Genomic DNA, 24,050 nt, shown 5'->3' with positions numbered 1-24,050 from the left:
GTTAATTATCCGTTTTTTAATATTTTTTTGATGTCGTCCTCATTCTTGTACGAAGAATGAATTTTAATTAGCCCTTGGTTGATGGCGTGTTGGCACGCAGTCCTTATGTCACCGGTTGCAAAGCTCGCTGCCGGAGCATTATCAATGGCCTTCAAGAACACCCAATGACTGTGTTTATCTTTTAAGCTGACTTCACGCGCAATGTGTGTGGCGAGCAGCAATAGATCGAGTAATTCTTCATCGTTAATTGCCGTGTATGCACGTGGTAAGAATGGGTAGTCACTGATGCCCATGCGGATGATGCGGTTGACGTTGTGCTTGGCCGCGAACTCATCCACCCAGCTTTGGAATTTTTCGAACGTTGCTTCTGCTGATGCGTCACGATCGGCATTTGGCTCGATGTACAACAAGTTTGCATCGGAGAAATGGTACAAACGTGTCGGTTTCTGGATACGTTCTGCTAGGAACTCACCGAAAGCACGCTCTAGCTCTAAACCGGCTTTGTAACCATGCTGAACGTACATGCTGCGCAGGAACGGCAGATCGATCATCACGAAGCGCAAACGGTCGTTCAAAGGTTCGTGAATCAATTCACCCATTTGCCACTGCTCGAAGGTGTCGCTCGATTTCTTCAATGAGCGAGATAACTTCACATTCAACATGCGTAGGTTACGCAGACGAGAACGGGAGTGGGTAAACAGGTCATTACGCAGTTTTTCAATCTCAGCGGTTTGGCGTTGATTGATGACGCCACGGCGCATGATGAACAGGAACATGACCAAGACAGTAATGAACAAGGCAAACGAGATTTTTTGGAATTTGCGATGCTCCATTTCGACTTGTGCCAATTTCTCAGCTTGGCCTACGTGATGAATACTTTGCTCGGCAAATTCTTTTTGTTGGCGGAACGCATCTTCACTGATTTGGTTAAGCTGCTTTTGTTCTAGGCGCACTAGGCTGGCGTATTTCTTATACGCTTGTAATGACAGTTGGTACTCGCCAGCTTGTTCATAGCCTAGACCTAATAAGCGGTAAGATTGTTGTTTGATAAAGCCTGTATCATCTGGGGCTTTTTCAATTAAATCGAGCGCTCGTTTAGCGTTTTCAATGACGTCTTTACTGTCGTTTTGGTGGTACGCCAAGCCAGACTGCAACAAGGCAGCTTTGGCTTCCAGTTGAGGCAAGTCTGCGTACTCCAACAGATCGGTTGAGCGGTCTAGGTACTGTTCTGCTAATGCATAGTTGTAGAGCTGTAAGTAAGTGGCCGCTAAGCTCAGACGAATCTTAATGATGCGGTTGATGTTTTTACTGGTGCTGTCATGGTCCAGTACGTTGAAGTAGTGCACCAAAGCCAGATTAAACTTGCCTTGGTAGAAATAGATGTCGCCCATTTGCTCTAGCACGTCGGCCAAAATCGGTGAGCTTGGGTAGCTGTCGTAATAATCAGCCGCCTGAGAGAGGTATTCAATCGCTTTGTCATAGACTCGGCGCTCTTGGAACAGGCGAGCCAGTAAGCGATTGACTTTCGCAAGGCGGGCGCCGCTATCGCTTTCAATGGATTGCCAGTAACCATAGAGCAGCTCTGAAAGGGCAAGGTTGTATTTCTTGTCGTTCAGATAAAACTCGCCAACAGCGGTATGGTAATCAATCAGAGTCAGGTCAGAACGGTTGTCTTCCAGCATGGTTTTCGCTTTTGTGTATAAGCGATCGGCATTAACGCTATCACCACTGTTGGCTGCTAATAGTGCTCGTTGCATGACCAAGCGATAACGAACACTGTCGGTGCGTTGTAATACTGGATTGGCTTCTTCAATCTGCTTTTCGATTTGGTCGAGCTTTTCTTCTGCGGCTGCATAGTTTTTGTCGTACATCCAAATCATTTGGTTGCGCATCAGTTGCACATCAAGATTCATGTACGGCAATTGATATTCGTTGGCGAGGCGTTCTGCTTCATCAAGGTTATTGATGGCAGAGCGAATGTTGCCCATTGTGTAGTCGGCTTGCGCGATGATTTTGTGTGCTTCAATCGTGCTGCTTGGCGTGCGGATGCTTCGGTCGGTCTCTTCGCGAGACATTGAAGAAGGGCTGCCGTTATCTTGGCGCTCTGTCAGTTCGCGTTGCAAAAGGTAGTTTTTGGCCGCTTGCTTTGCCTGTACAGGGTCGATCTCAGCCAGTTGCTGAGCTTCATTAAGCAAAGCGGAAGATAAAATGGTCGCGTGAAGTGGCTGTGCTAACAATAAGCAAAGAAAGCCAATCAGCCTAAATAGACGCGAACTGTCCCAAAACATCCTTTTCGTTCCCTCGAACTGTGTCGTAATTTACGTGTTTTTGAATAAACAATAGTAGAGAAAAACGCCCAGCAATCCAACAGATAGCTGAGCGTTTTTGAGTATTTAAGCAATTAGTTTTTGAGTGTGGAACTCAAGCTCTTTTGATTCTTAACTCAGATTACTGACGCGCCATGCGGTTATTGTGCGCGGGCTTGTCTTGTTCCGTTGAGCGGTAAGGGTTGATATCCAAACCACCACGACGTGTGTAACGTGCAAATACCGTCAGTTTCGTTGGCTGGCAGTACTTTATCAGGTCAGTGAAAATACGCTCCACACATTGCTCGTGGAACTCGTTGTGCTCACGGAATGAAACGAGGTAACGAAGCAACTTCTCACGATCAAGCTTAGCGCCTTGGTAACGAATTTCTACGCTGCCCCAGTCTGGTTGGTTGGTGATCAGACAGTTAGATTTCAGTAGATGGCTGTGAAGAATTTCTTCTACTTGCTCATCACCAGCCGCACCCTCAAGCAGTGCGGCGTCAAAATCGTAGCTGGTGATTTCGATGTCTTGATCGTCAATACACTCACCTTCCATCGTCACGATAGGTTGGTTGGTGTAATGCGTTACTGGGTTTACTTCCACAAGTACTTGCTCACCTGCGCATGCCGATAGGTCTTGCGTCAAACGCTCAGTCACTTCTTCCCAAGTAGCGAAACGCGTTTGGTTGTAGCTGTTTAAGTACAGTTTGAACGACTTAGACTCAATCAAGTTAGCGCTGGTTGCTGGGATGTACACTTCGCCAACCGCAACTTGAGGCAAGCCTTTGCTGTTTAGCCAAGATAGCTCGTACAGCGTCCAAATGTCGTGGCCCATAAACGGCAGGCTGTCGCCAAGTTCAAGGTCATCACGGTTTAGGCTGCGAGGTACTGGTTGCAGCAAGCTCGCGTCGTATTGGTTTGCGTACTCGGTCTTTTTACCCAGAGTCAGGCCAGCAAGCTCTTTAGCGTCAGAATATTTGCTCATACTTTGTGGTCATTTTCGATTAGAATGGCGAGAATTTTACTGAATCCGCTGATTAATTGCCATCCGGCAGATACCGCAACCTGATAAAAACAAACCAGGAGACCTTCATGACCCAAACCGTTCCTCAGGCTCTACAGGGCTTTAGCCTGCGCTACCAACAAGCCTGGCAAGACAAACACAACGAACTGCCACGCAGTGAAGAGCTTGCTGATCTTGTTTCTCCATGCGTAGAAGAGAAACGCGATGAGGTCGTTTTGTGGAAATCGGTTCCACGTGAAGAGATGGCAGATTTCACCAACGTTGAGAACGCAATTGAATTGACGTTGCATGAAGACATTAAGCTTTTCTATGGTTCGCAATACAGCGCAGATATGGATGCGACTTGGCAAGGCAATGAGCTGACACTGCTGCAAGTATGGAGTGACGATGACTTTACTCGTCTGCAAGAGAACATTCTTGGCCACCTTGTGACTCAGCGTCGTCTAAAACTAAAGCCGACGGTATTTATTGCAGCGACCGATGCCGAGCTGGATGTGATTTCAATCTGTAACTTAACCGGTAATGTCATTCTTGAGCGCTTGGGTTCAGATAAACGTGACGTATTGGCTGAAACACTGACCGAGTTTCTAAGCAAACTTGAGGCTGCGGTGTAAGCATGTACGTTGTTGAGTTGCAGTTTGAGTGTTTTGATAACACCACCGTAAGCGCGGTTGATAAAGCGATTAATGGTCTGATGGACGCATTGCGCTACAACGGTCAGGTGCTTGGTCGTGAATTTCCTATCGTAATGGGTGATGGCGAGTTTTATGTTCGCGTCGTTTGCCCAGAGCAAGACAGTTTGCACCCTCGCTACCATTCTGACTTCGTCAAAGTGTGCATGAATCGTTTGTCGGAAGCGTCGCTGCTTGCGCCGAAAATGCGCATGTTGGGTCGTGATTTGAACTCAGAAGAAGCTGCGGAAGAAGAAACACCAAGCTGGCAAGTGCTCTACACCACGTACGTTCATACTTGTTCTCCACTGCGCAGTGGCGAGACACTGTTGCCAATTCCACTTTACCGCAATGGTGCAACACTGAATGGTGACCACAAAGCGGTGGTGAAATGGCAAACCGAATGGCAAGCGTGTGATGAAATCCAAATGGCTGGTGGCTGCCGTGCAGAACATGCGGCATTGCACGAAATTTGCGATGCTGACAGTGTGCTGTTCCGCCGAGGTTGGGATTTGCGAGGTCGTATTGAATACCTCACTAAGATCCCGACGTATTACTACCAATACCGAGTTGGTGGTGAGTCACTTGAAGCTGAAAAAGCGCGCAAGTGTCCAAAGTGTGGTGGTGAGTGGTTACTCGATGAACCGCTGCACGACATCTTCTACTTTAAGTGCGACGATTGCCGAATCGTTTCCAACATCTCTTGGGACCACATCAAGTAGTCTATTTTCTAAAGCTGGCGTCTATGCCAGCTTTTTTCTATCGCGATAAATGGATCGAAGCCGCGTAGTCAAATTATCTATTATTGATTTTGTCAATATATTGATTCAAAAAGCATTTTCACTGACCATTCCTCTCATCCCCTTGATTGTGATCTTTGTTCATATTTAAAGAAAAATGTAACTCAGTTGCATGGTTTATAAGCATTGAAACGTTTGCTTCTCAAAAATTTCAAATAATATCCATATCCTTTTTGAGGTTTTGGGAAGAGGGCCCCTTCCGAAAATATATATAAAAAAATAATCTGGAAGGAATTGAGATGACTTTATTTAAACGAAGCCTAGTCTGCATTGCTGTTGTCGGCTTAATGGCTGGTTGTAACGATGATGACACCAAGTACGTAGAAGTACCGTCGGATTACAGCCCTGTAGTCGCAGAAGGTAAAACACTAACCAACACGCCAGATGTGGTTGTGAAAGGTGAAGCAACACAAGCGGATGAAGTAACCATTGCTATCGCAGCAACATCGGATCTACACGGTCGCTTGTTTGGTTTTGACTACGCGCTGAACGCAGAAGACGATGACGCGGGTATTACTCGTGTGGCCACTTTGCTTGCTGACCAAAAAGCAGCACATCCAAACATGATCCTGATTGATATCGGTGATACGGTTCAAGGCAACTCCGCGCAGCTATTCAACGATGATCCAACTCACCCAGTGGTTGAGAGCATGAACTCTCTTGGCTTTGACGTTTGGGTACCAGGCAACCATGAATTCAACTTTGAGCGTTCGTTTGTCGATCGCAACCTCGATCATTTTAATGGTGCGGTACTGTCTTCAAACATCAAGTGGGAAAGCAACGATGTGAACTACATTCGTGCGTTCCAAATGTTTGAAGTGGAAGGCGTGAAAGTGGCGATCGTTGGCCTGACGCCATCGAACGTGCCGAACTGGGAAGCGTCTGCACCGGATCACTTCAAAGGTTTGAAGTTTGAAAACGAATTGGATGCAACCAAAGAAGCGGTTGATCAACTGGTGTCTAAGTACAATCCAGATGTGATTGTGGGTGCGCTTCACCTTGGCCGCCAAGAAGACGGTGGTGTGGGTGTTTACGAAATCGCGTCTGCAATGGCGGATAAATTCGACGTCATCTTAGCGGGTCACGAACACGCCAACTACATCGAACAAGTGAATGCAGATGGCACTGTTACATCAATCAGCAAATCCACATCAGAAATTGGCGGTGAAAATACGCTGATTGAAGATAAAGCGAAGTCTGGCGAATACAACCAAGACAATCGCGCGCAAAGCGTGAAAATCATTGAACCAGGCAAGTGGGGTGCTTACCTAGCGAAAGCTGAAATTCAATTGAAGAAAGTCGATGGCAAGTGGACGATGGAAGACACCACATTGACCAACATTGGCACGAAGAAAGTGGAAGAAGAGCAAGCGCTGCAAGCGAAATTCCAGTACGTGCACGATATCTCGGTTGAAGACGCCACTCGCGAGCTTGGCCGTGTCACGGGTAACTTCACACCAAGCACAACGGGTTACCCTGATGAAGCGACTGCGACGGATTACAACTACACGGCAGAACGTTTGTACTCGACGATTCACCTTGCGAAAGTGGTTGATACGCCATTAATGGACGTGATTAACCAAATCCAAATGCAGAAAATCGAAGATGCGGTCGGTAAAGGTAATGGTGCGGTTGTGTCTGCTGCGTCGCTGTTCTCTGATCAATCCAACCTTATCGATGGTGAAGTGTACACCAAAGGTAAATCGACCAACTTGTACAAGTACGATAACACTTTGCTTGGCGTTGAGATGACAGGTGCGAACCTAAAACGCTTCATTGAGTGGTCATACTCTTACTTCAACCAGTATCAACCGGGTGACATTACGGTGTCGTTTAAGAAAGGCGCGCCAGCTTACCTGTACGATCAATTCGATGGTGACATCGAGTTCACTGTGGATCTAAGTAAACCGTCTCTAGAGTTGGATGAAAACAACACGGTGACAAATGAAGGTAGCCGCGTAAACATCACCAGCATTGGTGGCGAGCAGTTCGATCCAAACGCGACTTACAAAGTAGCGATGAACAGCTACCGCTTTGGTTCGCAAATCCAGAAGTTTGGTTGGGCTAGCAAAGACGACGTGTTCTATGACTCAGTGAATGAACAAGTTTACGCAATTCGCGACATGCTGACGGCGTATGTTGAAGAGAACAAAGGTATCAACGTGGCAGATTTCAGTGGCAGCGTTGGTAACTGGTCATTCACTCAATACCTACCAAGCGGTGATATCACGACACTGCGTGAGGGCGAAGGCAAAGCGCTTTGGGATCAATTGAAGAACATGGAAATCTGTGTCTCGATTGACTTGGAAAACCCGAAATACCCAGCGATTGTTAAGTCTGTGAACATCAATGATTCGTCTAGCTACTTTGTTAACCCTAACAAAGACGCGGCGACCCTTGATGAGAAAGTCGCAGGTTGTAACCCAACTCATTAATCCTGCATGTGGGCGCGGTAATCTTTACCGCGCCTAATTTTACTCACCAGAGGCAAAGCCGTTTAGTGAGTGATGTAGAAGAGTGCTTCATGATCAAAAGAATCTATAACCGATGGGGTTTCACCCTACTGATTACCCTTATCTCCACGCTTATCTTTCAGTTTTCTTCTTCGTGGAGTGAAGATTTCCGTCCTAAATCTCGCCAACAACAAGAGTTTGTTGAAGCGACCGTCACACGTTCGATTTCCAACCATGTTGCGCCAGATCCGCTCGTGCCAGATGTGATGACAGGCAAACAAGTTTTCATGGCAAAAATCCTTGAGGGAGAGAGCGAAGGCTTAGAGGTGGAAGTCACCAACCCTCTTAGTCGTCAGCACAACGTGTATGTCAGTGAAGGCGATACTTTCATTATGATGATCCGCGAAACCACCAATGGCACCGTTTATTGGGCGTATAACCACAAACGATCAGACGCTATTTACCTGATGCTTGCACTGTTTTGCGCGCTGTTGTTGAGTTTTGGCAAGAAAGAGGGCATCAACTCGATGGTCGCGCTCTATTTTACAGCGGCCTTGATCGTTGGCGTATTGGTGCCGAGTATTTTTGCGGGTTGGAATCCGATGTTGGTCAGCATCTTATTGATGGTGGTGATCATCGTGGTCAGCTTTATTCTCGTTTCTGGCTATAACCGCAAGAGTTTATGCGCCATGGGCGGCACGTTACTTGGCGTAATCGCTGCGGGTGTCATGGCGCAGTGGTTTGGCGAAATGGCACACTTGTCGGGCATTTACCTCGACAAAGGCGAAGACGTGATTTACCTAACGTCGGTGAAGATGGGCATCCGTTGGTTGATGTTCGTGACGATTGTCGTTGCGGCACTTGGCGCTGTTATGGACGTTGCGATTTCGATTGCATCTGCGTACGCGGAGCTGCAACAAACCGACCCGAAACTCAAACCAAAGCAGTTGGTTAGAGCGTCGATGAACATTGGTCGAGATATCATGGGTACCATGACTAACACCTTGATCTTGGCGTTTGCTGGTGGCTCATTGACGACCATCATGATGGTGTGGGGACTTAACATGCCAGCAAGCCAGTTTATGAACATGCCGTTGGTAGGACTCGCAGTGGTGAATGCGTTAGCGGGCAGTGTAGGCATTGTGCTTACTATCCCTTTTACTGCGTTTTTAGCGCCTTATGTGTTTAAACATCCGCAAGTGGATACGCAGCTAGAACAGGAGCAAAAGAAGGTTGAGCAAGACGAAGTTCAGCTGTTCTAGCGATATAAAACCGCAATGAAAACAAATGCAAAAAGGGCGCTCTGATGAGCGCCCTTTTTAAGTTTCAAGTGTTGTAGAAAGAGGGGATTACCAACCTTTAACTACGCCACCTTTGAAGATGTCTTTCGCTGCTTCGTAAACTTCATCAGTTTGGTATGCTTTCACGAAGTTTTGTACGTTAGCTGCTTGAACGTTGTCTTCACGAGCAACGATAAGGTTTACGTATGGAGACTCTTTGTCTTCTACGAAGATACCGTCACGCTCAGGTGTTAGGTCGATTGAGCTTGCGTAAGTCGTGTTGATGATAGAAACCGCTACGTCATCAAGAGAACGTGGAAGTTGTGCTGCATCTAGCTCCACGATAGTGATGTTTTTCGGGTTACCAACGATGTCACGTACTGTTGCTTGTAGACCAACGCCATCACGCAGTTCGATAAGGCCCTGTTGCTCAAGAAGTAGAAGTGAACGACCAAGGTTGGTTGGATCGTTTGGTACTGCGATACGAGCGCCATCTTCGATCTCATCCACTGATTTTACTTGCTTAGAGTAACCAGCAATTGGGTATACGAAAGAGTTACCAGCCGTTACTAGCTTGTAGCCACGGTCAGTTACTTGCTGGTCTAGGTATGGCTTGTGTTGGAACGCGTTTGCGTCGATTGAGCCATCATCTAGCGCTGCGTTTGGTGTTACGTAATCAGTAAAGGTAACTAGCTCAACGTCCAGATTGTATTTCTCTTTAGCAACTTTTGCTGCAACTTCAGCAACTTGTGCTTCCGCACCTGCCATAACGCCAACTTTTACTTTGTTCACGTCAACTTCTTTCTCGCCACAACCAGCAAGAACCAGTGCAGAAGCGGCAGTTGCAACAGTCAAAAGACTCTTAAGGCTAAATTTCATCTTTATCTCCTTATAATTGGTATTTTCAATTCTTATCTGTGGTCTACGCGGCGAACGATTGCATCACCGATAGACTGAATAATTTGTACTAGAACAATTAGCATCACGACGGTCACGGCCATGATGACTACATCATAACGGTGGAAGCCATAACGGATAGCTACGTCACCAAGACCGCCGCCGCCTACTGTCCCCGCCATTGCTGAATAGCTTACTAGTGTTACTAGGGTAATCGTCACTGAGTTAACAATAGTCGGCATTGCTTCAGGAAGCAGAACTTTTGTGATGATTTGTGTTGGTGTCGCACCCATAGATTGCGCAGCTTCAACCAAGCCTGATGGAACTTCCAGTAGTGCGCCTTCGATTAGACGCGCCACAAATGGGATAGCACCTATGGTCAAAGGTACGATTGCTGCTGTTGTACCGATAAAGGTACCAACCAACAGTTTGGTTACTGGGATAATCGCAACCATCAATACTAGGAAAGGAACCGAGCGGCCCACGTTGACGATCGCGCCAAGAATGCCGTTGAGTTTGGTGTTTTCCAGCAGGCCACCTTTTTTAGTGGTATGCAGAATCACACCAAGAGGAATACCAACTGCGAAACCAACGATGCCCGCAACCGCCACCATGTAAAAGGTTTCCCACGTTGCGCCTAAAAGTAGGTTGCTGTTTAAGCTCAGCCATTCAGAAATCGTATTAAAGGACATAGCCAAGTACCTCTACTTTCACGTTGTGCTCACGCAGGAATTCAATCGCTGCGTTATCGTCTTCTTCACTACCAAACAGCTCAGCGACCATCATGCCGAACTTCACGCCGCCAGCGTAATCGAGATCAGAACTTAGGATGCTCACGTCGATGTTGTACTTACGAGCGATTTGCGTCATCAGAGGGGCATCCACGGTAGCGCCAGTAAACTCTAGGCGAACCAATGGGTAGCTGTTTTCTACGCGCGTGGTTTGTAAGCGTGCTTGGTAATCTTCTGGGATAGAAAGGTCTAAAGTAGAGCGAATGAACTCGTGTGCCAGTGCTGTCTTCGGATGCGCGAAGATTTCACCAACGGTGCCTTTTTCTACTAGCTCACCATCACCGATGATCGCCACTTCGTGACAGATGCTCTTAACCACTTCCATTTCGTGAGTGATCAGAAGAATGGTGATTTCTAGCTTGCGGTTGATTTCTTTGAGTAGTTCTAAGATGGACTGAGTCGTTGCTGGATCCAGCGCGCTGGTTGCTTCGTCACACAGCAGAACGCTAGGGTCTGATGCCAGTGCACGTGCAATTGCCACACGTTGCTTTTGACCACCACTTAGGTTTGCTGGGTAGCTTTCATGCTTGTCTGAAAGACCAACAAGCTTAAGTAGCTCAGTCACTTTTGTTGTGATTTGCGATTTGTCTTTGCCTGCTAGCTCAAGAGGGAGTGCGACATTGTCGAAAACGGTGCGAGACGACAGCAGGTTAAAGTGTTGGAAGATCATCCCGATATTACGGCGAGTTTCTCCCAATTGCTTTTTGCTTAATTTGGTTAGATCAACGCCATCTACGATGATGGAACCCGATGTTGGGGCTTCCAGCATGTTTACACAGCGGATTAGGGTACTTTTACCCGCGCCCGATGAGCCGATAACACCAAAGATGGTGCCCTTCGCGATATCTAGATTAATGTCCTTAAGGGCAAGAATTTCCTTACTGCCTTGGTAGAACACTTTATTGACGTTTTTTATTTCTATCATGTTTCAACCTGCACAGAGATACTGGGAACTTCGCTGTTAAAAACGGCTTTTAACAGGAGTAAATTTTGAACTCTATCTCAATTCTCAGTTGATGCTATGGGTTAAGCAGTAGTAAGTCAATAGATATTTTTACGTCTAGACGTCTAAATGTATGGATGTTCTGTTGGGGAAATAAAACAGAGGATGTTTGGCGGAAAGGAATCTAAAAGAGGGATATTCAAGATTTACCGATTCTCGGGCGACAAATCAACTGTTTTGTCGCTCACTCACGCCAATTAGATAGTGTGAGTGCTTATAAGGTATGTAATAATCTGATGAAACCGAGTAAATAGAGAAATACGTTTTGGCAAAACCTGCTGTTTTTATCGATCGTGACGGCGTGATCAACGTTGACCACGGCTACGTTCATGACGAACATGATTTTGAGTACATTGACGGTGTCTTTGAAGCGACAAAAGCGCTGAAAGATAAAGGCTACCTGTTGGTGCTTGTGACCAATCAATCTGGCATTGCACGTGGTAAATTCAGCGAAGACCGTTTCTTATCTCTGACTCAGTGGATGGACTGGAACTTCGCTGATAATGGCGTTGAGTTCGACGGCATCTACTACTGCCCACACCATCCAGAACATGGCATTGGTGAGTACAAGCAAGATTGTGAGTGCCGTAAGCCAAAACCAGGCATGTTCATTTCTGCACGTGACTTCTTGAAGATCGACATGGAGAAATCTGTGATGATCGGCGACAAAGCCGAAGATATGATGGCAGCAGAAGCAGCAGGCGTTGGCACTAAAATTTTGGTTCGTACTGGTAAGCCAGTGACAGAACAAGGCGAAGCCATTGCAACGGTAGTATTAGATAGCATTGCAGACGTGCCTGCGTACCTAAACAAGTAATCTTCATTACTGACTGAGATAAGGGAAGCCGCTGCTTCCCTTTTGTTTGATTCCTTCTTTTAGTCTGAACACTTATGAGCAAAAAACTCACCATTCTTGATATCGCGAAATTGGCTGGCGTGGGCAAATCGACGGTCAGCCGTGTGCTTACCAATGATCCCAAGGTAAAACCGCAAACGCGTGAGAAGGTAGAGCAAATCATTCGTGAATCAGGCTACGTCCCATCAAAGTCTGCGCAGTCGATGCGTGGTGGCAGTCAAAAGGTGATCGGCGTGATCATCTCTCGTTTGGATTCACCATCAGAAAACCGCGCTGTTGGGACCATGCTCAACGCTTTGTACTCAGCAGGGTACGATGTCGTGATCATGGAGAGCCAATTCGATCGCGATAAAACCAATGAGCATTTGGATGTCCTTAAACGTCGCAATGTCGACGGGGTGATTGTGTTTGGTTTTACTGGATGTGATGAACAAGCTTTGGCGGAGTGGGGCAATCGCATAGTCGTGATCGCGATGGACACGCAAATGGTTTCCTCGATCAACTACGATAACCAAGGCGTTATCGATATGGCGCTCTCTCATCTGGAACAACAGTCTATTTCTCGTATTGCCTACATTGGTGTTGACCCAGAAGACCGCACCACCGGTCTTGCTCGCCTTAATGCTTACCAAGCTTGGTGTGAGCAAAAGCGCATCGAACCTTGCTTTCAAACCGGTAAGCTCAACCACGAAAGTGCTTATCAGCTGGTGGATCAAGTCCTTCAATCCGATACGCAAGCCATCGCTTGTGCCAGTGACACTATCGCTCTCGGTGTAATTAAACGTCTGCAAGAAGTGGGACGTGAAGATGTGGTGGTTACCGGTGTCGGTGGTAACGAATTACTTTCTTTTCTCTTCCCTAATGTTTTCAGCGTGGACCCAGGCTACTCTCATGCCGGTGAAAAAGCTGCTAACATGCTGATTAATCAATTAAATGGTGATGAGTCTGTGGTGCATTTTACCCAGCAGCCTATCCGTCATTAATCCACCTTTCGATGATCTGCTCTAAAATTATACTGTGATCATTCTCAATTAATGGGACTGTTCCCATTTTGTTTTTGAATGCGAAATGGCACTATTAAAATCATCAAATGGGAATGTTCCCATTATAAAAATAAAACGATGAATTGAATGTATCCAATACAGGGTGGACAAAGTTATGAGTAAGATTGCGCGTCAAGATGTACAGCGTCTTATTGAGCTGGTCGGGGGATCGGACAATATTGCCAGTGTAAGCCACTGCTTAACTCGCTTACGTTTCGTGTTGAATGACACTGATAAAGCCGATACAAAACAGTTAGATGCACTGCCTATGGTGAAGGGCTGCTTTACCAACGCAGGTCAATTTCAGGTCGTCATCGGCACAGAAGTTGATGAGGTTTACAAAGTACTGATCGAGCTTAGCGGCAAAAGTGAATCGAGCAAAGATGAATCTAAGAACGCTGCTCGTCAAAACATGAATATCGTTGAGCGTGGTATTTCCCACCTTGCTGAAATCTTTGTACCACTGCTACCAGCGATCATTACCGGTGGTCTGATTCTTGGCTTCCGTAACGTGATTGGCGACATCAAGATGTTTGATGGTCAAACGCTAACGGAAATCAGCCAGTTTTGGGCTACGGTACACTCTTTCTTATGGCTGATTGGTGAGGCAATTTTCTTCTTCCTACCGGTTGGTGTGTGTTGGTCGACAGTGAAAAAACTCGGCGGTACTCCAATTCTGGGTATCACATTGGGTGTCACGTTGGTTTCGCCACAATTAATGAACGCCTACCTAATTGGTAAGCAAGTGCCTGAAGTATGGGACTTTGGCTTATTTGCCATCGAGAAAGTAGGCTACCAAGCACAAGTGATTCCGGCAATGCTCGCTGGTATGGCACTGGCGTTTATTGAAACCAACTTAAAACGCATCATTCCGTCTTACCTTTACTTAGTGGTCGTGCCGTTTGTTTCTATCATTGTGTCTGTGATTCTTGCGCACTCTATTATTGGCCCATTCGGTCGTATGTTGGGTGACGGCGTTGCTTTCGCAGCAAAAGCAGCCATGACAGGTGACTTCGCAATGATTGGTTCAACCATCTTCGGCTTCCTATACGCGCCATTGGTAATTACCGGTATTCACCACACCACCAACGCGGTTGACCTTCAACTGATGCAAGAGCTAGGTGGTACGCCAATTTGGCCTCTGATTGCACTTTCAAACATTGCTCAAGCGTCTGCAGTAGTTGGCATCATTATCATCAGTAAAAAACATGGCGAGCGTGATATCTCAGTACCTGCGGCTATCTCAGCTTACCTTGGTGTGACTGAGCCAGCGATGTACGGCATCAACTTGAAATACAAATTCCCAATGTTAAGCGCGATGATCGGTAGTGCGATTGCCGCTGCTATCTGTGGCAGCGCAGGTGTGATGGCTAACGGTATCGGTGTGGGCGGTTTGCCGGGCATCTTGTCTATCCAACCGCAGTTCTGGGGCGTATTTGCTCTGGCGATGTTGGTGGCGATTGTGGTTCCAGTAGCGCTGACGCTCGTGTTGTATAAGCGTGCACAGATGAAAGGCGAGTTAGAAACCGCTAACGCGTAATTCAAACTGAGGCAGTGATTTGGCTGCCTCGTTTATCTCCTCTAATTTTTAAGATTTTTAAGTTTCCGTTTAATGGTAAGTGAGCGTTAGAAATGGCAATGACCAAGCATGATGAGAGCTGGTGGAAAACCGCAACCATCTACCAAATTTACCCAAAAAGCTTTTGTGACAGTGGAAGTAAAGGCACGGGCGATATTAAAGGGATCATTTCTAAACTGGATTATCTAAAACACCTTGGTGTGGATGCGATTTGGCTGACGCCGGTTTATCAATCGCCAATGATCGACAATGGTTATGACATTTCCGATTACTACGCGATCAACCCAGATTTCGGCACCATGCAAGATTTCGATACCTTGTTGGCTGAGGCTCACCAGCTGGGTATTCGAATCATCATGGATATCGTGGTCAACCATACTTCGACAGAACACAAGTGGTTCCAATCAGCACTGGGTGATAAAAACAGCCCGTACCGTGATTACTACATCTGGAAAGATCCGGTTGATGGCGCAGAGCCAAACAACTGGCAATCTAAGTTTGGTGGTAACGCTTGGGCACTGGATGAAAAAACGGGTCAGTACTATTTGCACCTTTTTGCTAAAGAGCAAGCGGACTTAAACTGGGAAAATCCAGTAGTGCGTGAAGAAGTGAAAGAAGTCATCAGCTTCTGGGCAGAGAAAGGTGTCGATGGTTTCCGTCTTGACGTGATCAACCTGATTTCAAAGCAGCAAGATTTCCCAAGTGACGATATTGGTGATGGTCGCCGTTTCTACACGGATGGTCCACGTGTGCACGAATACCTTCAAGAGATCAGTGAAGCCGTGTTCCAAAAATATGGCAGTGTGACGGTGGGTGAAATGTCGTCCACCACGCTAGAGCATTGCCAGCAGTATTCAGCGCAAGATGGCAAAGAGCTGTCGATGGTGTTCAATTTCCACCATCTTAAAGTCGATTACCCGAATGGTGATAAGTGGACAAAAGCACCGTTTGATTTCATTCAACTGAAACAGATCTTCAACCATTGGCAAACCGGCTTAAATGGCAAAGGGTGGGGCGCGCTATTTTGGTGTAACCATGACCAACCACGCGTTGTGAGCCGATTAGGTAACGACGAACAATACCGTGTTGAATCAGCCAAAATGCTTGCGGCATCGGTGCACATGATGCAAGGCACGCCTTATGTTTATCAAGGTGAAGAGATCGGCATGACCAACCCGGGCTACACCGAAATCAGCCAATATCGCGATGTTGAAAGCACGAACATGTACGACATCATGGTCAATCGCGATGACGTATCTCACGACGATATGATGGCGATTTTGGCACAGAAGTCGCGTGATAACTCACGTACGCCAATGCAATGGAACAGCGCGAAACACGCGGGCTTTACTGAGGGCACGCCATGGTTAGAAGTGGCTCAGAACTATTCTGAGATCAACGCGGAAGCCGCAATTGCCGATTTGAACTCGGTGTTCTACTTCTACAAGCGCTTGATTGAGCTGCGTAAACAGGTTCCGGTGATCACTGATGGTCGTTATGAGGACTTGCTGCCAGAGCACAAACGTATTTTTGCTTACGCTCGTCAGAACGACAAGCAAACGCTGCTGTGCATTAACAACTACTACGGCGAAGAAGTGGAGTGTGTGTTACCAGAGCGCTTTGACATGAGCAAAGCCAAGAATCTGCTTTCCAACTATCAGAATGCGACCAGCGCAATTGCTTCCAATCATCAAGTTCTGCGTCCTTACGAAACACGCATTTTGCTGATTGAATCTTAAAGGCAAATAAAAGTACCCCTAAGGATTTCGATCCTAAACAAAAGGCTTTGGAGTGCTCCCCAAAGCCTTTTTTCTATGAGATAAGATTGCGGCTTATGCTTTCTCGATCTTGCTCAGTGTTGCTTTCTCTTCACTGATTTGAGTCTGTTCGGCTTTCAATAGTTCAACTTGCTCAATCAAGCCTAGTGCAGGGTTAAACCAACGCTCTGCTGATGTTTCAAATTCCATTGAATCCATACCATCACATCTTAGGTTGTAGGTGTTCTTCTCGGTTAGGTATGCCGCTTCAATCGATTTGCCAGATACAGTGAAGGTTTTACGTGCACCTGTCTCAGTGATTTGTTGGCTCCACCAAGCTTTGCAATCTGCGTTATCTGGCAGCTGTTCTACCCATTCGTGATCTTCAAAATCATTCAAAAGGTTAGCCACTTGTTCACCATTCAGCGATAAATCAATAGAGATGGTGTTTACGCTAATATCAATGTTCGGATCTTTCTCCTTAACCGTCGAACCTTCCACGCGAAACACAGGGCTGCTATCCATAAGCATTGCGATAGAGATACGGTTAACAAGGTAAGCATCGGTAATTTCGTGTAGTGCGCCATCGGTGCCGGTAAAGTAGATCGACTTATCGTCTTCGCCGTTCTCTTCAACTTGCTCAGACAGATAAAATTGAGTGATACCGTTGTTAACCAGATCGTGGATGATTTGAATCACAGGTGCCGATTGTGGAACGTTAGACAAAGCATCAATAAGCTCCTGACTGCTCATCGCTTCAAAGTCCATCGTCACTGTACCGATTTGCTGTTCATCAGAAGCAATGTCGTAGCGCAATTTTGTACTTGATACAGGTGCAAAAGATGAGTTTGAAATCGGGTAATCAAAGCTGTTTTGTGGACCTTTATTGCCGCTTGAAGAGCCAGAAGAAGAACCGCCGCCACAGCCGTAAAGTGCGATCGTAGCTGCTGCGATAAGCGTCATTTTTTTAAGCATGAGTTTACATTCCTAATTTTAGAAGGCTGATAAATCGAGCCGTTATTTGAATGCCGCCATGCTAAGTTTTGTGGCAGAAAAAGGGCAAAAAACAAAAGCTAACAGAGTTTAATGAAAGCTTAATTTTATATTTAGGTCTTTGTTTTATCTGGAGTAATTTCAGCGTCGATATTCGTGCAGTATTCTTCGATTAGCGCCTTCCAACGCATCACAATTTCTTTCTCTTTAATGCTGACACGCAGTTTTGTCCAAGGTTGTAAACAGGTCTCTTTTGATTCTGGTTGTGACAAGCGACTGAATAATTCTTCAGAAGGCATGACGCGCAGTAGAGCCACCAAAGACTCCATGTAATTGAGACGGAATTGGTCGAGCTTATTCTGCTTGTAAGCGATATGAGAAACGAAGGTGTACACCAAGGCGTTTTGAATTCGTGAGTCGCCAGCTGGTGTCGTCAGTAACGCTTTGGCTTTATCGAGGTTACCTAACTTGTAGTGCAAGATACCAAGCCACAAACTCAGCTCGTCGGGGAGGACATCAAATTCCGATTGAGCCTGAGTGAGGTATTCCTCTAGCTTGGTTTTATCTTGTTCGTACAGCGCAAGATGACGAGCGATGGTGATAGCAGTGAACTCGTCCATGTGCTCAATTGGTGCGTTGGAAAACTGCTCGTCGAGCAACATCTTTTCGTGTGTGTCAGTAAAGTGCCAAGTGCTTTTTGAAGGTTCTGGCAGATTGAAGTACTGAGCAATGTCGCTGTGTAAGCGGAATAAATCTGATTGCAGGTGGTCGATACGTAGGACGTACTGATTTCGAAACGCTAATTTTCCTGTCGCTGGGTAAATCAGGTTCATCTGCGCTTTTATCATGCCCTCTGTCGGGCTGTCTTTGAGTTCGATATTGAGCTGATAATCACTGGTCTGCATGTTGCGGGCGCCGGGGAAATAAGGCGTCTCGTTGATTGGATCGAGAAAGTAGCTCGGAGCATCTTGGTTAGCAATATCAGTATAAGGGTATTCGACTTGCTGTTGGAGCAAAATGGCTTTCACCACGGTACGATACTCACGTGCCGCAGTGCCTATCGCATCGACGCGATTTAGGAGAAGCTCGACTTTCGGGATCAGCAGTTGGTTACGCGTTTGCTGAGTGGAAATGCCTTGTTGTTGCCAGAGAGCCACACTCAGCCCAATACTGGTCAGCGCGAATAAAGCACATAAGCTATAAACAACCCTGAGTTTGCGTGAAGAGGGCGCTTTACCCTCATTGGCGAGTTTGGCTTTGCGCTTGCTCGACTTTGCTGGTGGCAATAGTTGAACGTTCGCTGGATTGAGGAAGTAGCCTTTACGCGGGTAGGTCACCAATAGCTTAGCGGCATCGTGTTCTGGTAAGTACTCTTGAAGCAAAGCTCTGAGTGTACTGATTCGGTTGGTTAGGACATTCTTTGAAATGAACTTACTTTGCCAAATGGTCTCTATGATAGTTTCAGCAGAGAGTGGGTGTCCAACACTGGTGAGTAACAGTTCCAGTAACTCGACGGTACGCGGCTCAAGATCGATACTGACTGCTTGTTTATGCAGAGTTTGAGTCTCTGGATTGTAGATAAGCTCGCCAATAGCAATCTGACTTTTGGTTTGTTTGGCTTGTTGTAGGAAGTCGCGCATACCATCATGAGTGATTAGGAAATGGCGAGATATTATATAGGCATTGGAGCGCAAAATCTTATAAATTGCGCTCGAATTATTACAGAAAGGTTATGAACCGTAGCTCACAGAATAGCGGTGTGGTTTGTGGTTCATCGCAAGCACTAGGTTTAGTGCGAATGCCCCAAGAATCGATAGGCCGATAACCCAAGGTGTGACGAAGAAGAAAGACGCAAATAAGATACAAGCATCAATCGCCATTTGAGATTTCCCTACTGAGATACCGAACTTATCTTGAATGAATAAGCACAACACGTTGAAGCCACCCAGACTTGAGCGGTGACGAAATAGGATCAGCATACCCAAGCCCATAAGCAAGCCACCTGCCACGGCACAATAAATCTCGTTAATTGACTCGAGTGAAATCAGTAAATACAGATTATCCGCAAAGATAGAAACCAAAGCGCCAGAAATTGCACTATTAATCGCAAAACGACGGCCAAAGCGTTTCCATGCGAGCAAGTAAAATGGACAGTTGGCTAAAAAGTAAAGCACACCAAACGTAAAAGGTGTAAATTGGCTAATAAGCAGAGCCAATCCTGTTGTGCCTCCAGTTAAGAGGTCTGCGGATTGGAGAAAGAAAACGCCTTGAGCTACCAAAAAGGTACCTGTAAGAATTGCCATCCAGTCTTCTTTTCTTGAGTGTTTTTCCATCTAATATGTAGTCGTTAATGATAAATAGGGCGTGCATAGTAGTAAAAAGATGATCTTTTCGGTAGCTAGAGGGTAAAATTTGCGGTAAACCTATGTAATTGTTGTTTTACAGGGTGTAAAGCACAAATTTGACAGTTAGTGGATCTTGGTTAAACGATTGCAACATCGCCATGATAATACTTACTTGTCATCATGAAAAAACTGCATGAGAAAAATTGTAAATTTCTCTTTATGACCTAGATCAAATTATGTAGAATGCGCGCCATTACGGTGACGAAAACGTTTGCGTTAGGTCATTCGTCGGTTTTTTTGCAACTTTCAGTACTAATCTGAGTCAGGAGATACAGATGCTTAAGCGTGATATGAACATCGCAGATTACGATGCGGAACTGTTCGCAGCTATCCAGGAAGAAACACTTCGCCAGGAAGAACACATTGAACTTATCGCTTCTGAAAACTACACAAGTCCACGTGTAATGGAAGCACAAGGTTCTCAGCTAACGAATAAATACGCTGAAGGCTACCCAGGCAAGCGTTACTACGGCGGTTGTGAGTACGTAGATAAAGCTGAAGCACTAGCAATTGATCGTGCATGCCAACTATTCGGCTGTGAGTACGCGAACGTACAGCCTCACTCAGGTTCTCAAGCAAACAGCGCCGTTTACATGGCGCTTCTAAACCCAGGCGACACAGTTCTAGGTATGAGCCTAGCGCACGGTGGTCACCTAACTCACGGTTCACCAGTAAACTTCTCTGGTAAGCACTACAACGTTATTCCTTACGGTATCGACGAAGCAGGTCAAATCAACTACGACGAGATGGAACAGCTAGCGCTTGAGCACAAGCCTAAGATGATCATCGGTGGTTTCTCTGCTTACTCACAAATCGTTGATTGGAAACGCATGCGTGAAATCGCAGACAAAGTTGACGCTTACCTATTCGTAGACATGGCACACGTTGCTGGTCTAATTGCAGCAGGCGAGTACCCAACACCAGTTCCACACGCTCACGTAGTAACAACGACTACACACAAAACGCTAGCGGGTCCTCGTGGCGGTCTTATCCTTTCTAATGAAGGTGAAGAGCTGTACAAGAAGCTGAACTCAGCAGTATTCCCTGGCGGTCAAGGTGGTCCTCTAATGCACGTTATCGCTGGTAAAGCTGTAGCGTTCAAAGAAGCGATGGAGCCTGAATTCAAAGCTTACCAAGCTAACGTAGTTAAAAACGCGAAAGCAATGGTTGGTCAATTCCAAGAGCGTGGCTACAAGATCGTTTCTAACGGTACTGAGAACCACCTATTCCTAGTTGACCTAATCGACAAAGACATCACTGGTAAAGATGCAGATGCAGCACTAGGTGCAGCAAACATCACAGTAAACAAGAACTCTGTTCCAAACGACCCACGCAGCCCATTCGTAACGTCTGGTATCCGTGTTGGTACACCAGCAATTACTCGCCGTGGCTTCACTGAAGATGACGCGAAAGAGCTAGCAAACTGGATGTGTGACGTTCTAGATAACATCGGCAACGAAGAAGTTATCGAAGCGACAAAACAGAAAGTTCTAGAAATCTGTAAGCGTCTACCAGTTTACGCGTAACGTTTATTGAAAATAACTCAGGCGGACTCGTTCTATTTCTGCGATTCGGTTTGATTATTTGATTGATGAAAGGTCCTCATTTGAGGGCCTTTTTGTTTTTCTAGCGTATGGAAATATCAGCTTAGAGTGTGTCTAAACGAGATTCCTGATATCGCCTAGGCTCTTCGGAATGGCGAGCTTTGGTTTCTGAGAGACAAGTTGTTATATGTGGACGCTTGAGAGTATTTGAGTGGAAAACGAAAGAGGTTATTAGGCTCTGAATATACTTTTGATTTGCTCAGGAGCCCAACGTCGTCATTCCCTGCAAGCGAGGGACGAGCGGGATAGGGAATCTCTTGTTGTCACTGTTGTTTAGAGTGCGCTGAAATCAGATTCCTGATATCGCTTAGGCTCTTCGGAATGACGAGCTTTTGGTTTTGGGAGGCTGGTTCGTTATCGGAATAAAAGTGGTTTAGACTCACCAAATACGAAAAAGGTTGGCACTAAGCCAACCTTTCTTTTCAAAACAAGCGAGTGCTTATTTAATCTCAATACCTTGAGCCTGCATATCGGCATGGTAAGAAGAGCGAACAAATGGACCGCACGCCGCGTGGGTGAAGCCAAGTTCTAGTGCGATTTCTTTTAGCTCGTCAAACTCTGAAGGTGGAACGTAACGTTCTACTGGCAAGTGGTGACGGCTTGGTGCTAGGTACTGACCAAGAGTCAGCATAGTTACGCCATGTGCACGAAGGTCTTTCAGTACTTCGATAATCTCTTCTTTGGTTTCACCAAGACCCATCATTAGACCTGATTTCGTCGGTACATTTGGATGCTGCTCTTTGAATTTTTGCAGCAATTGAAGTGACCACTTGTAGTTCGCGCCTGGGCGAGCTTTACGATACAGACGAGGTGCCGTTTCTAGGTTGTGGTTGAAGACATCTGGCGGGTTGTCTTTCATTAGATCAAGTGCTACATCCATACGACCACGGAAGTCAGGAACCAGCGTTTCAATCTTGATGTGCGGGTTCAGTTCGCGGATTTCGCGGTTACAGTTAGCAAAGTGCTCCGCACCGCCGTCACGCAAATCATCACGGTCAACTGAAGTGATTACAACGTACTTCAACTTCATGTCTGCGATGGTTTTCGCTAGTTTCTTCGGCTCTTCAGCTTCAACAGCAAGCGGACGACCATGGGCAACGTCACAGAATGGACAGCGGCGAGTACAGATCGCGCCTAGGATCATGAAAGTGGCCGTACCGTGGTTAAAACACTCAGCTAGGTTAGGGCAAGATGCTTCTTCACATACTGAGTGAAGGTTGTTCTTACGCATCGCTGATTTAATGTCTTGAATACGTTGGCTGTCGGCTGGTAGCTTGATTTTCATCCAATCAGGCTTACGTAGCACTTCTTTCTGCTCTGTAGGCATGTTCTTTACGGGAATCAATGCCATCTTGTCGGCGTCGCGGTATTTAACGCCTTTTTCCATCTGGATTGGTTTGCTCATGCTTTGTTACCTTGAGAAGGTGCTTCTGTGCTGAATTCTACTTGCTCGTAATCAAGCAAAGTAACGAGTTCTTGTATTAGTTGTTTTTCCACGGCTTCAATGTCTTCTGGCCCACCAACTTGGCTAACCTGAACCATCTCCATTCCTTCATAGCCACATGGGTTTATACGTAAAAACGGACCTAAGTCCATATTGACGTTCAACGCTAGACCATGGAATGAGCATCCTTTTCGAATGCGAAGTCCGAGAGAACATATTTTTTTACCGTCGACATAAACGCCCGGAGCGTCAGGTCGCGCAGCAGAGTCGATATTGTATGCCTTAAGAGTGTTAATAACGAGGTTCTCGATGTGCGTAACGAGATCTCGCACTCCTAATTTCTTGCGACGTAGGTTGATCAAGAAGTACGCGACTAATTGACCCGGGCCATGATAAGTCACCTGACCACCACGATCGCTTTGAACAACAGGAATGTCACCCGTATTGATTAGGTGCTCGGCTTTACCCGCCTGACCTTGTGTGAATACTGGGTTGTGCTCTACCAACCAAACTTCATCAGGCGTGTCGTCTGTGCGTTGGTCAGTGAACTCATGCATCGCCTTCCATACAGGCTCATAATCTTGGCGTCCAAGTCGTTTCACAACAAGTTGGTGTTGCATGGGAATTCCTGTCGCTAATAAATAAAGTTTTTGGATTATAAACCGGATGAACCCGATGCTCTACAGCTGAGTAACAGATTTTTAACTGAAAGATATGTTGGTTTGCATTATCTATATGATAAATAAAAAGAAAGCAGCCGAAGCTGCTTTCAAAAAAAATTTAATTTATCAAAAAATTATAGAACCATGCGTACGATGTCGATTTCACCCAGTTCTTTGTAAAGGGTTTCAACCTGCTCGATAGACGTTGCAGTGATGTTGATAGACACCGAGTGGTAGTTGCCCTTAGCACTTGGTTTTACTGTTGGGCTGTAGTCACCTGGAGCATGGCGCTGGATAACTTCTAGAACTAGCTCTGGAAGCTCAGGCTTTGCATGACCCATTACCTTGTATGTAAATGAACAAGGGAACTCAAGCAGGTCTTTCAATTTTGCATCAGAGTTGATGGTTAGCATATCGGTAACTCCAGTTGGTATTCGTTGCGGTGCGAAATAGTACAGTCAAATTAGGGTGAACTCAAG

At 46.1% G+C, this 24,050-nt stretch carries 20 protein-coding genes; 9 read left to right on the top strand and 11 right to left on the bottom strand.

The window, feature by feature from the left end:
* Positions 1-5 precede the first annotated feature (5 nt).
* Positions 6-2,288, bottom strand: coding sequence for a tetratricopeptide repeat protein (locus A9237_RS04910; protein WP_005440131.1), 2,283 nt, complete (start codon positions 2,286-2,288; stop codon positions 6-8).
* Positions 2,289-2,448: 160 nt separating this feature from the next.
* A complete protein-coding gene (gene queF, locus A9237_RS04905; RefSeq protein ID WP_078607776.1) occupies positions 2,449-3,294 on the bottom strand; it encodes an NADPH-dependent 7-cyano-7-deazaguanine reductase QueF in 846 nt (281 codons plus the stop codon).
* Between the two features lie 107 nt (positions 3,295-3,401).
* Here queF and syd point away from each other — a divergent pair, with 107 nt between their 5' ends.
* The 4 genes from syd (at position 3,402) to A9237_RS04885 (ending at position 8,519) form a co-directional block, all read left to right on the top strand.
* The gene (syd, locus tag A9237_RS04900) at positions 3,402-3,947 is read left to right on the top strand and encodes a SecY-interacting protein (RefSeq protein WP_078607775.1); all 546 of its coding nucleotides are present in this window, start codon (positions 3,402-3,404) and stop codon (positions 3,945-3,947) included.
* 2 nt (positions 3,948-3,949) lie between these two features.
* Positions 3,950-4,726 (top strand): Zn-ribbon-containing protein, encoded by a 777-nt coding sequence (locus A9237_RS04895; RefSeq protein ID WP_005440128.1) that lies wholly within the window; start codon positions 3,950-3,952, stop codon positions 4,724-4,726.
* 317 nt (positions 4,727-5,043) lie between these two features.
* Positions 5,044-7,239: a bifunctional metallophosphatase/5'-nucleotidase gene (locus tag A9237_RS04890; protein WP_078607774.1), complete on the top strand. Its 2,196-nt coding sequence runs from the start codon at positions 5,044-5,046 to the stop codon at positions 7,237-7,239.
* Between the two features lie 89 nt (positions 7,240-7,328).
* Positions 7,329-8,519, top strand: a complete 1,191-nt coding sequence (locus tag A9237_RS04885; RefSeq protein ID WP_041060313.1) for a YibE/F family protein — start codon at positions 7,329-7,331, stop codon at positions 8,517-8,519.
* Between the two features lie 87 nt (positions 8,520-8,606).
* Here A9237_RS04885 and A9237_RS04880 read toward each other — a convergent pair whose 3' ends face one another.
* Genes A9237_RS04880 through metN form a run of 3 tightly spaced genes read right to left on the bottom strand, consistent with a single transcriptional unit; the run spans position 8,607 to position 11,150 of the window.
* The gene (locus tag A9237_RS04880; RefSeq protein ID WP_005440125.1) at positions 8,607-9,416 is read right to left on the bottom strand and encodes a MetQ/NlpA family lipoprotein; all 810 of its coding nucleotides are present in this window, start codon (positions 9,414-9,416) and stop codon (positions 8,607-8,609) included.
* Positions 9,417-9,448: 32 nt separating this feature from the next.
* Entirely contained in the window at positions 9,449-10,126 is a 678-nt protein-coding gene (locus tag A9237_RS04875) for a methionine ABC transporter permease (RefSeq protein ID WP_009705638.1), read from the bottom strand.
* The gene (metN, locus tag A9237_RS04870; RefSeq protein WP_005440122.1) at positions 10,116-11,150 is read right to left on the bottom strand and encodes a methionine ABC transporter ATP-binding protein MetN; all 1,035 of its coding nucleotides are present in this window, start codon (positions 11,148-11,150) and stop codon (positions 10,116-10,118) included. Before metN ends, A9237_RS04875 begins: the two co-directional genes overlap by 11 nt.
* A 343-nt stretch (positions 11,151-11,493) precedes the next feature.
* Here metN and gmhB point away from each other — a divergent pair, with 343 nt between their 5' ends.
* The 4 genes from gmhB (at position 11,494) to treC (ending at position 16,445) form a co-directional block, all read left to right on the top strand.
* Positions 11,494-12,045 carry a D-glycero-beta-D-manno-heptose 1,7-bisphosphate 7-phosphatase gene (gmhB, locus tag A9237_RS04865; RefSeq protein WP_005381961.1) on the top strand — a complete coding sequence of 184 codons (552 nt, stop codon included), beginning with the start codon at positions 11,494-11,496 and terminating at the stop codon, positions 12,043-12,045.
* A 74-nt stretch (positions 12,046-12,119) separates the two neighbouring features.
* Entirely contained in the window at positions 12,120-13,067 is a 948-nt protein-coding gene (gene treR / locus A9237_RS04860) for a trehalose operon repressor TreR (protein WP_078607773.1), read from the top strand.
* Positions 13,068-13,242: 175 nt separating this feature from the next.
* The gene (gene treB / locus A9237_RS04855) at positions 13,243-14,667 is read left to right on the top strand and encodes a PTS trehalose transporter subunit IIBC (protein WP_005440120.1); all 1,425 of its coding nucleotides are present in this window, start codon (positions 13,243-13,245) and stop codon (positions 14,665-14,667) included.
* Between the two features lie 92 nt (positions 14,668-14,759).
* Positions 14,760-16,445 (top strand): alpha,alpha-phosphotrehalase, encoded by a 1,686-nt coding sequence (gene treC / locus A9237_RS04850; protein WP_078607772.1) that lies wholly within the window; start codon positions 14,760-14,762, stop codon positions 16,443-16,445.
* A 93-nt stretch (positions 16,446-16,538) separates the two neighbouring features.
* Here the strand turns inward: treC and A9237_RS04845 are convergent, their stop codons facing one another.
* From A9237_RS04845 to A9237_RS04835, 3 genes are all read right to left on the bottom strand, one after another.
* Positions 16,539-17,438 carry a hypothetical protein gene (locus A9237_RS04845; RefSeq protein ID WP_078607771.1) on the bottom strand — a complete coding sequence of 300 codons (900 nt, stop codon included), beginning with the start codon at positions 17,436-17,438 and terminating at the stop codon, positions 16,539-16,541.
* Between the two features lie 131 nt (positions 17,439-17,569).
* Positions 17,570-19,096: a winged helix-turn-helix domain-containing protein gene (locus tag A9237_RS04840; protein ID WP_078607770.1), complete on the bottom strand. Its 1,527-nt coding sequence runs from the start codon at positions 19,094-19,096 to the stop codon at positions 17,570-17,572.
* A gap of 90 nt (positions 19,097-19,186) precedes the next feature.
* Positions 19,187-19,789 (bottom strand): YitT family protein, encoded by a 603-nt coding sequence (locus A9237_RS04835; protein ID WP_009705643.1) that lies wholly within the window; start codon positions 19,787-19,789, stop codon positions 19,187-19,189.
* Positions 19,790-20,136: 347 nt separating this feature from the next.
* Here A9237_RS04835 and glyA point away from each other — a divergent pair, with 347 nt between their 5' ends.
* The gene (gene glyA / locus A9237_RS04830) at positions 20,137-21,387 is read left to right on the top strand and encodes a serine hydroxymethyltransferase (protein WP_005440106.1); all 1,251 of its coding nucleotides are present in this window, start codon (positions 20,137-20,139) and stop codon (positions 21,385-21,387) included.
* A gap of 517 nt (positions 21,388-21,904) precedes the next feature.
* Here glyA and lipA read toward each other — a convergent pair.
* From lipA to ybeD, 3 genes are all read right to left on the bottom strand, one after another.
* Complete coding sequence (gene lipA / locus A9237_RS04825) at positions 21,905-22,870, bottom strand: lipoyl synthase (RefSeq protein ID WP_009705644.1); 966 nt, start codon at positions 22,868-22,870, stop codon at positions 21,905-21,907.
* Positions 22,867-23,529, bottom strand: coding sequence for a lipoyl(octanoyl) transferase LipB (lipB, locus tag A9237_RS04820; RefSeq protein WP_005438575.1), 663 nt, complete (start codon positions 23,527-23,529; stop codon positions 22,867-22,869). Before lipB ends, lipA begins: the two co-directional genes overlap by 4 nt.
* Before the next feature lie 176 nt (positions 23,530-23,705).
* Entirely contained in the window at positions 23,706-23,984 is a 279-nt protein-coding gene (gene ybeD / locus A9237_RS04815; protein WP_005384135.1) for a DUF493 family protein YbeD, read from the bottom strand.
* Positions 23,985-24,050: the final 66 nt, after the last annotated feature.

Source organism: Vibrio owensii (assembly GCF_002021755.1).
GTDB classification, from domain to species: domain Bacteria; phylum Pseudomonadota; class Gammaproteobacteria; order Enterobacterales; family Vibrionaceae; genus Vibrio; species Vibrio owensii.
The sequence above is the reverse complement of the archived record's forward strand: the minus strand, read 5'-3'. Positions and strand labels throughout refer to the sequence as shown.

Coding starts and splice junctions, on each gene's coding strand:
- A9237_RS04910 (WP_005440131.1), bottom strand. CDS start 2,288: ATGTTTTGGGACAGTTCGCGTCTATTTAGGCTGATTGGCTTTCTTTGC.
- queF (WP_078607776.1), bottom strand. CDS start 3,294: ATGAGCAAATATTCTGACGCTAAAGAGCTTGCTGGCCTGACTCTGGGT.
- syd (WP_078607775.1), top strand. CDS start 3,402: ATGACCCAAACCGTTCCTCAGGCTCTACAGGGCTTTAGCCTGCGCTAC.
- A9237_RS04895 (WP_005440128.1), top strand. CDS start 3,950: ATGTACGTTGTTGAGTTGCAGTTTGAGTGTTTTGATAACACCACCGTA.
- A9237_RS04890 (WP_078607774.1), top strand. CDS start 5,044: ATGACTTTATTTAAACGAAGCCTAGTCTGCATTGCTGTTGTCGGCTTA.
- A9237_RS04885 (WP_041060313.1), top strand. CDS start 7,329: ATGATCAAAAGAATCTATAACCGATGGGGTTTCACCCTACTGATTACC.
- A9237_RS04880 (WP_005440125.1), bottom strand. CDS start 9,416: ATGAAATTTAGCCTTAAGAGTCTTTTGACTGTTGCAACTGCCGCTTCT.
- A9237_RS04875 (WP_009705638.1), bottom strand. CDS start 10,126: ATGTCCTTTAATACGATTTCTGAATGGCTGAGCTTAAACAGCAACCTA.
- metN (WP_005440122.1), bottom strand. CDS start 11,150: ATGATAGAAATAAAAAACGTCAATAAAGTGTTCTACCAAGGCAGTAAG.
- treR (WP_078607773.1), top strand. CDS start 12,120: ATGAGCAAAAAACTCACCATTCTTGATATCGCGAAATTGGCTGGCGTG.
- treB (WP_005440120.1), top strand. CDS start 13,243: ATGAGTAAGATTGCGCGTCAAGATGTACAGCGTCTTATTGAGCTGGTC.
- treC (WP_078607772.1), top strand. CDS start 14,760: ATGGCAATGACCAAGCATGATGAGAGCTGGTGGAAAACCGCAACCATC.
- A9237_RS04845 (WP_078607771.1), bottom strand. CDS start 17,438: ATGCTTAAAAAAATGACGCTTATCGCAGCAGCTACGATCGCACTTTAC.
- A9237_RS04840 (WP_078607770.1), bottom strand. CDS start 19,096: ATGCGCGACTTCCTACAACAAGCCAAACAAACCAAAAGTCAGATTGCT.
- A9237_RS04835 (WP_009705643.1), bottom strand. CDS start 19,789: ATGGAAAAACACTCAAGAAAAGAAGACTGGATGGCAATTCTTACAGGT.
- glyA (WP_005440106.1), top strand. CDS start 20,137: ATGCTTAAGCGTGATATGAACATCGCAGATTACGATGCGGAACTGTTC.
- lipA (WP_009705644.1), bottom strand. CDS start 22,870: ATGAGCAAACCAATCCAGATGGAAAAAGGCGTTAAATACCGCGACGCC.
- lipB (WP_005438575.1), bottom strand. CDS start 23,529: ATGCAACACCAACTTGTTGTGAAACGACTTGGACGCCAAGATTATGAG.
- ybeD (WP_005384135.1), bottom strand. CDS start 23,984: ATGCTAACCATCAACTCTGATGCAAAATTGAAAGACCTGCTTGAGTTC.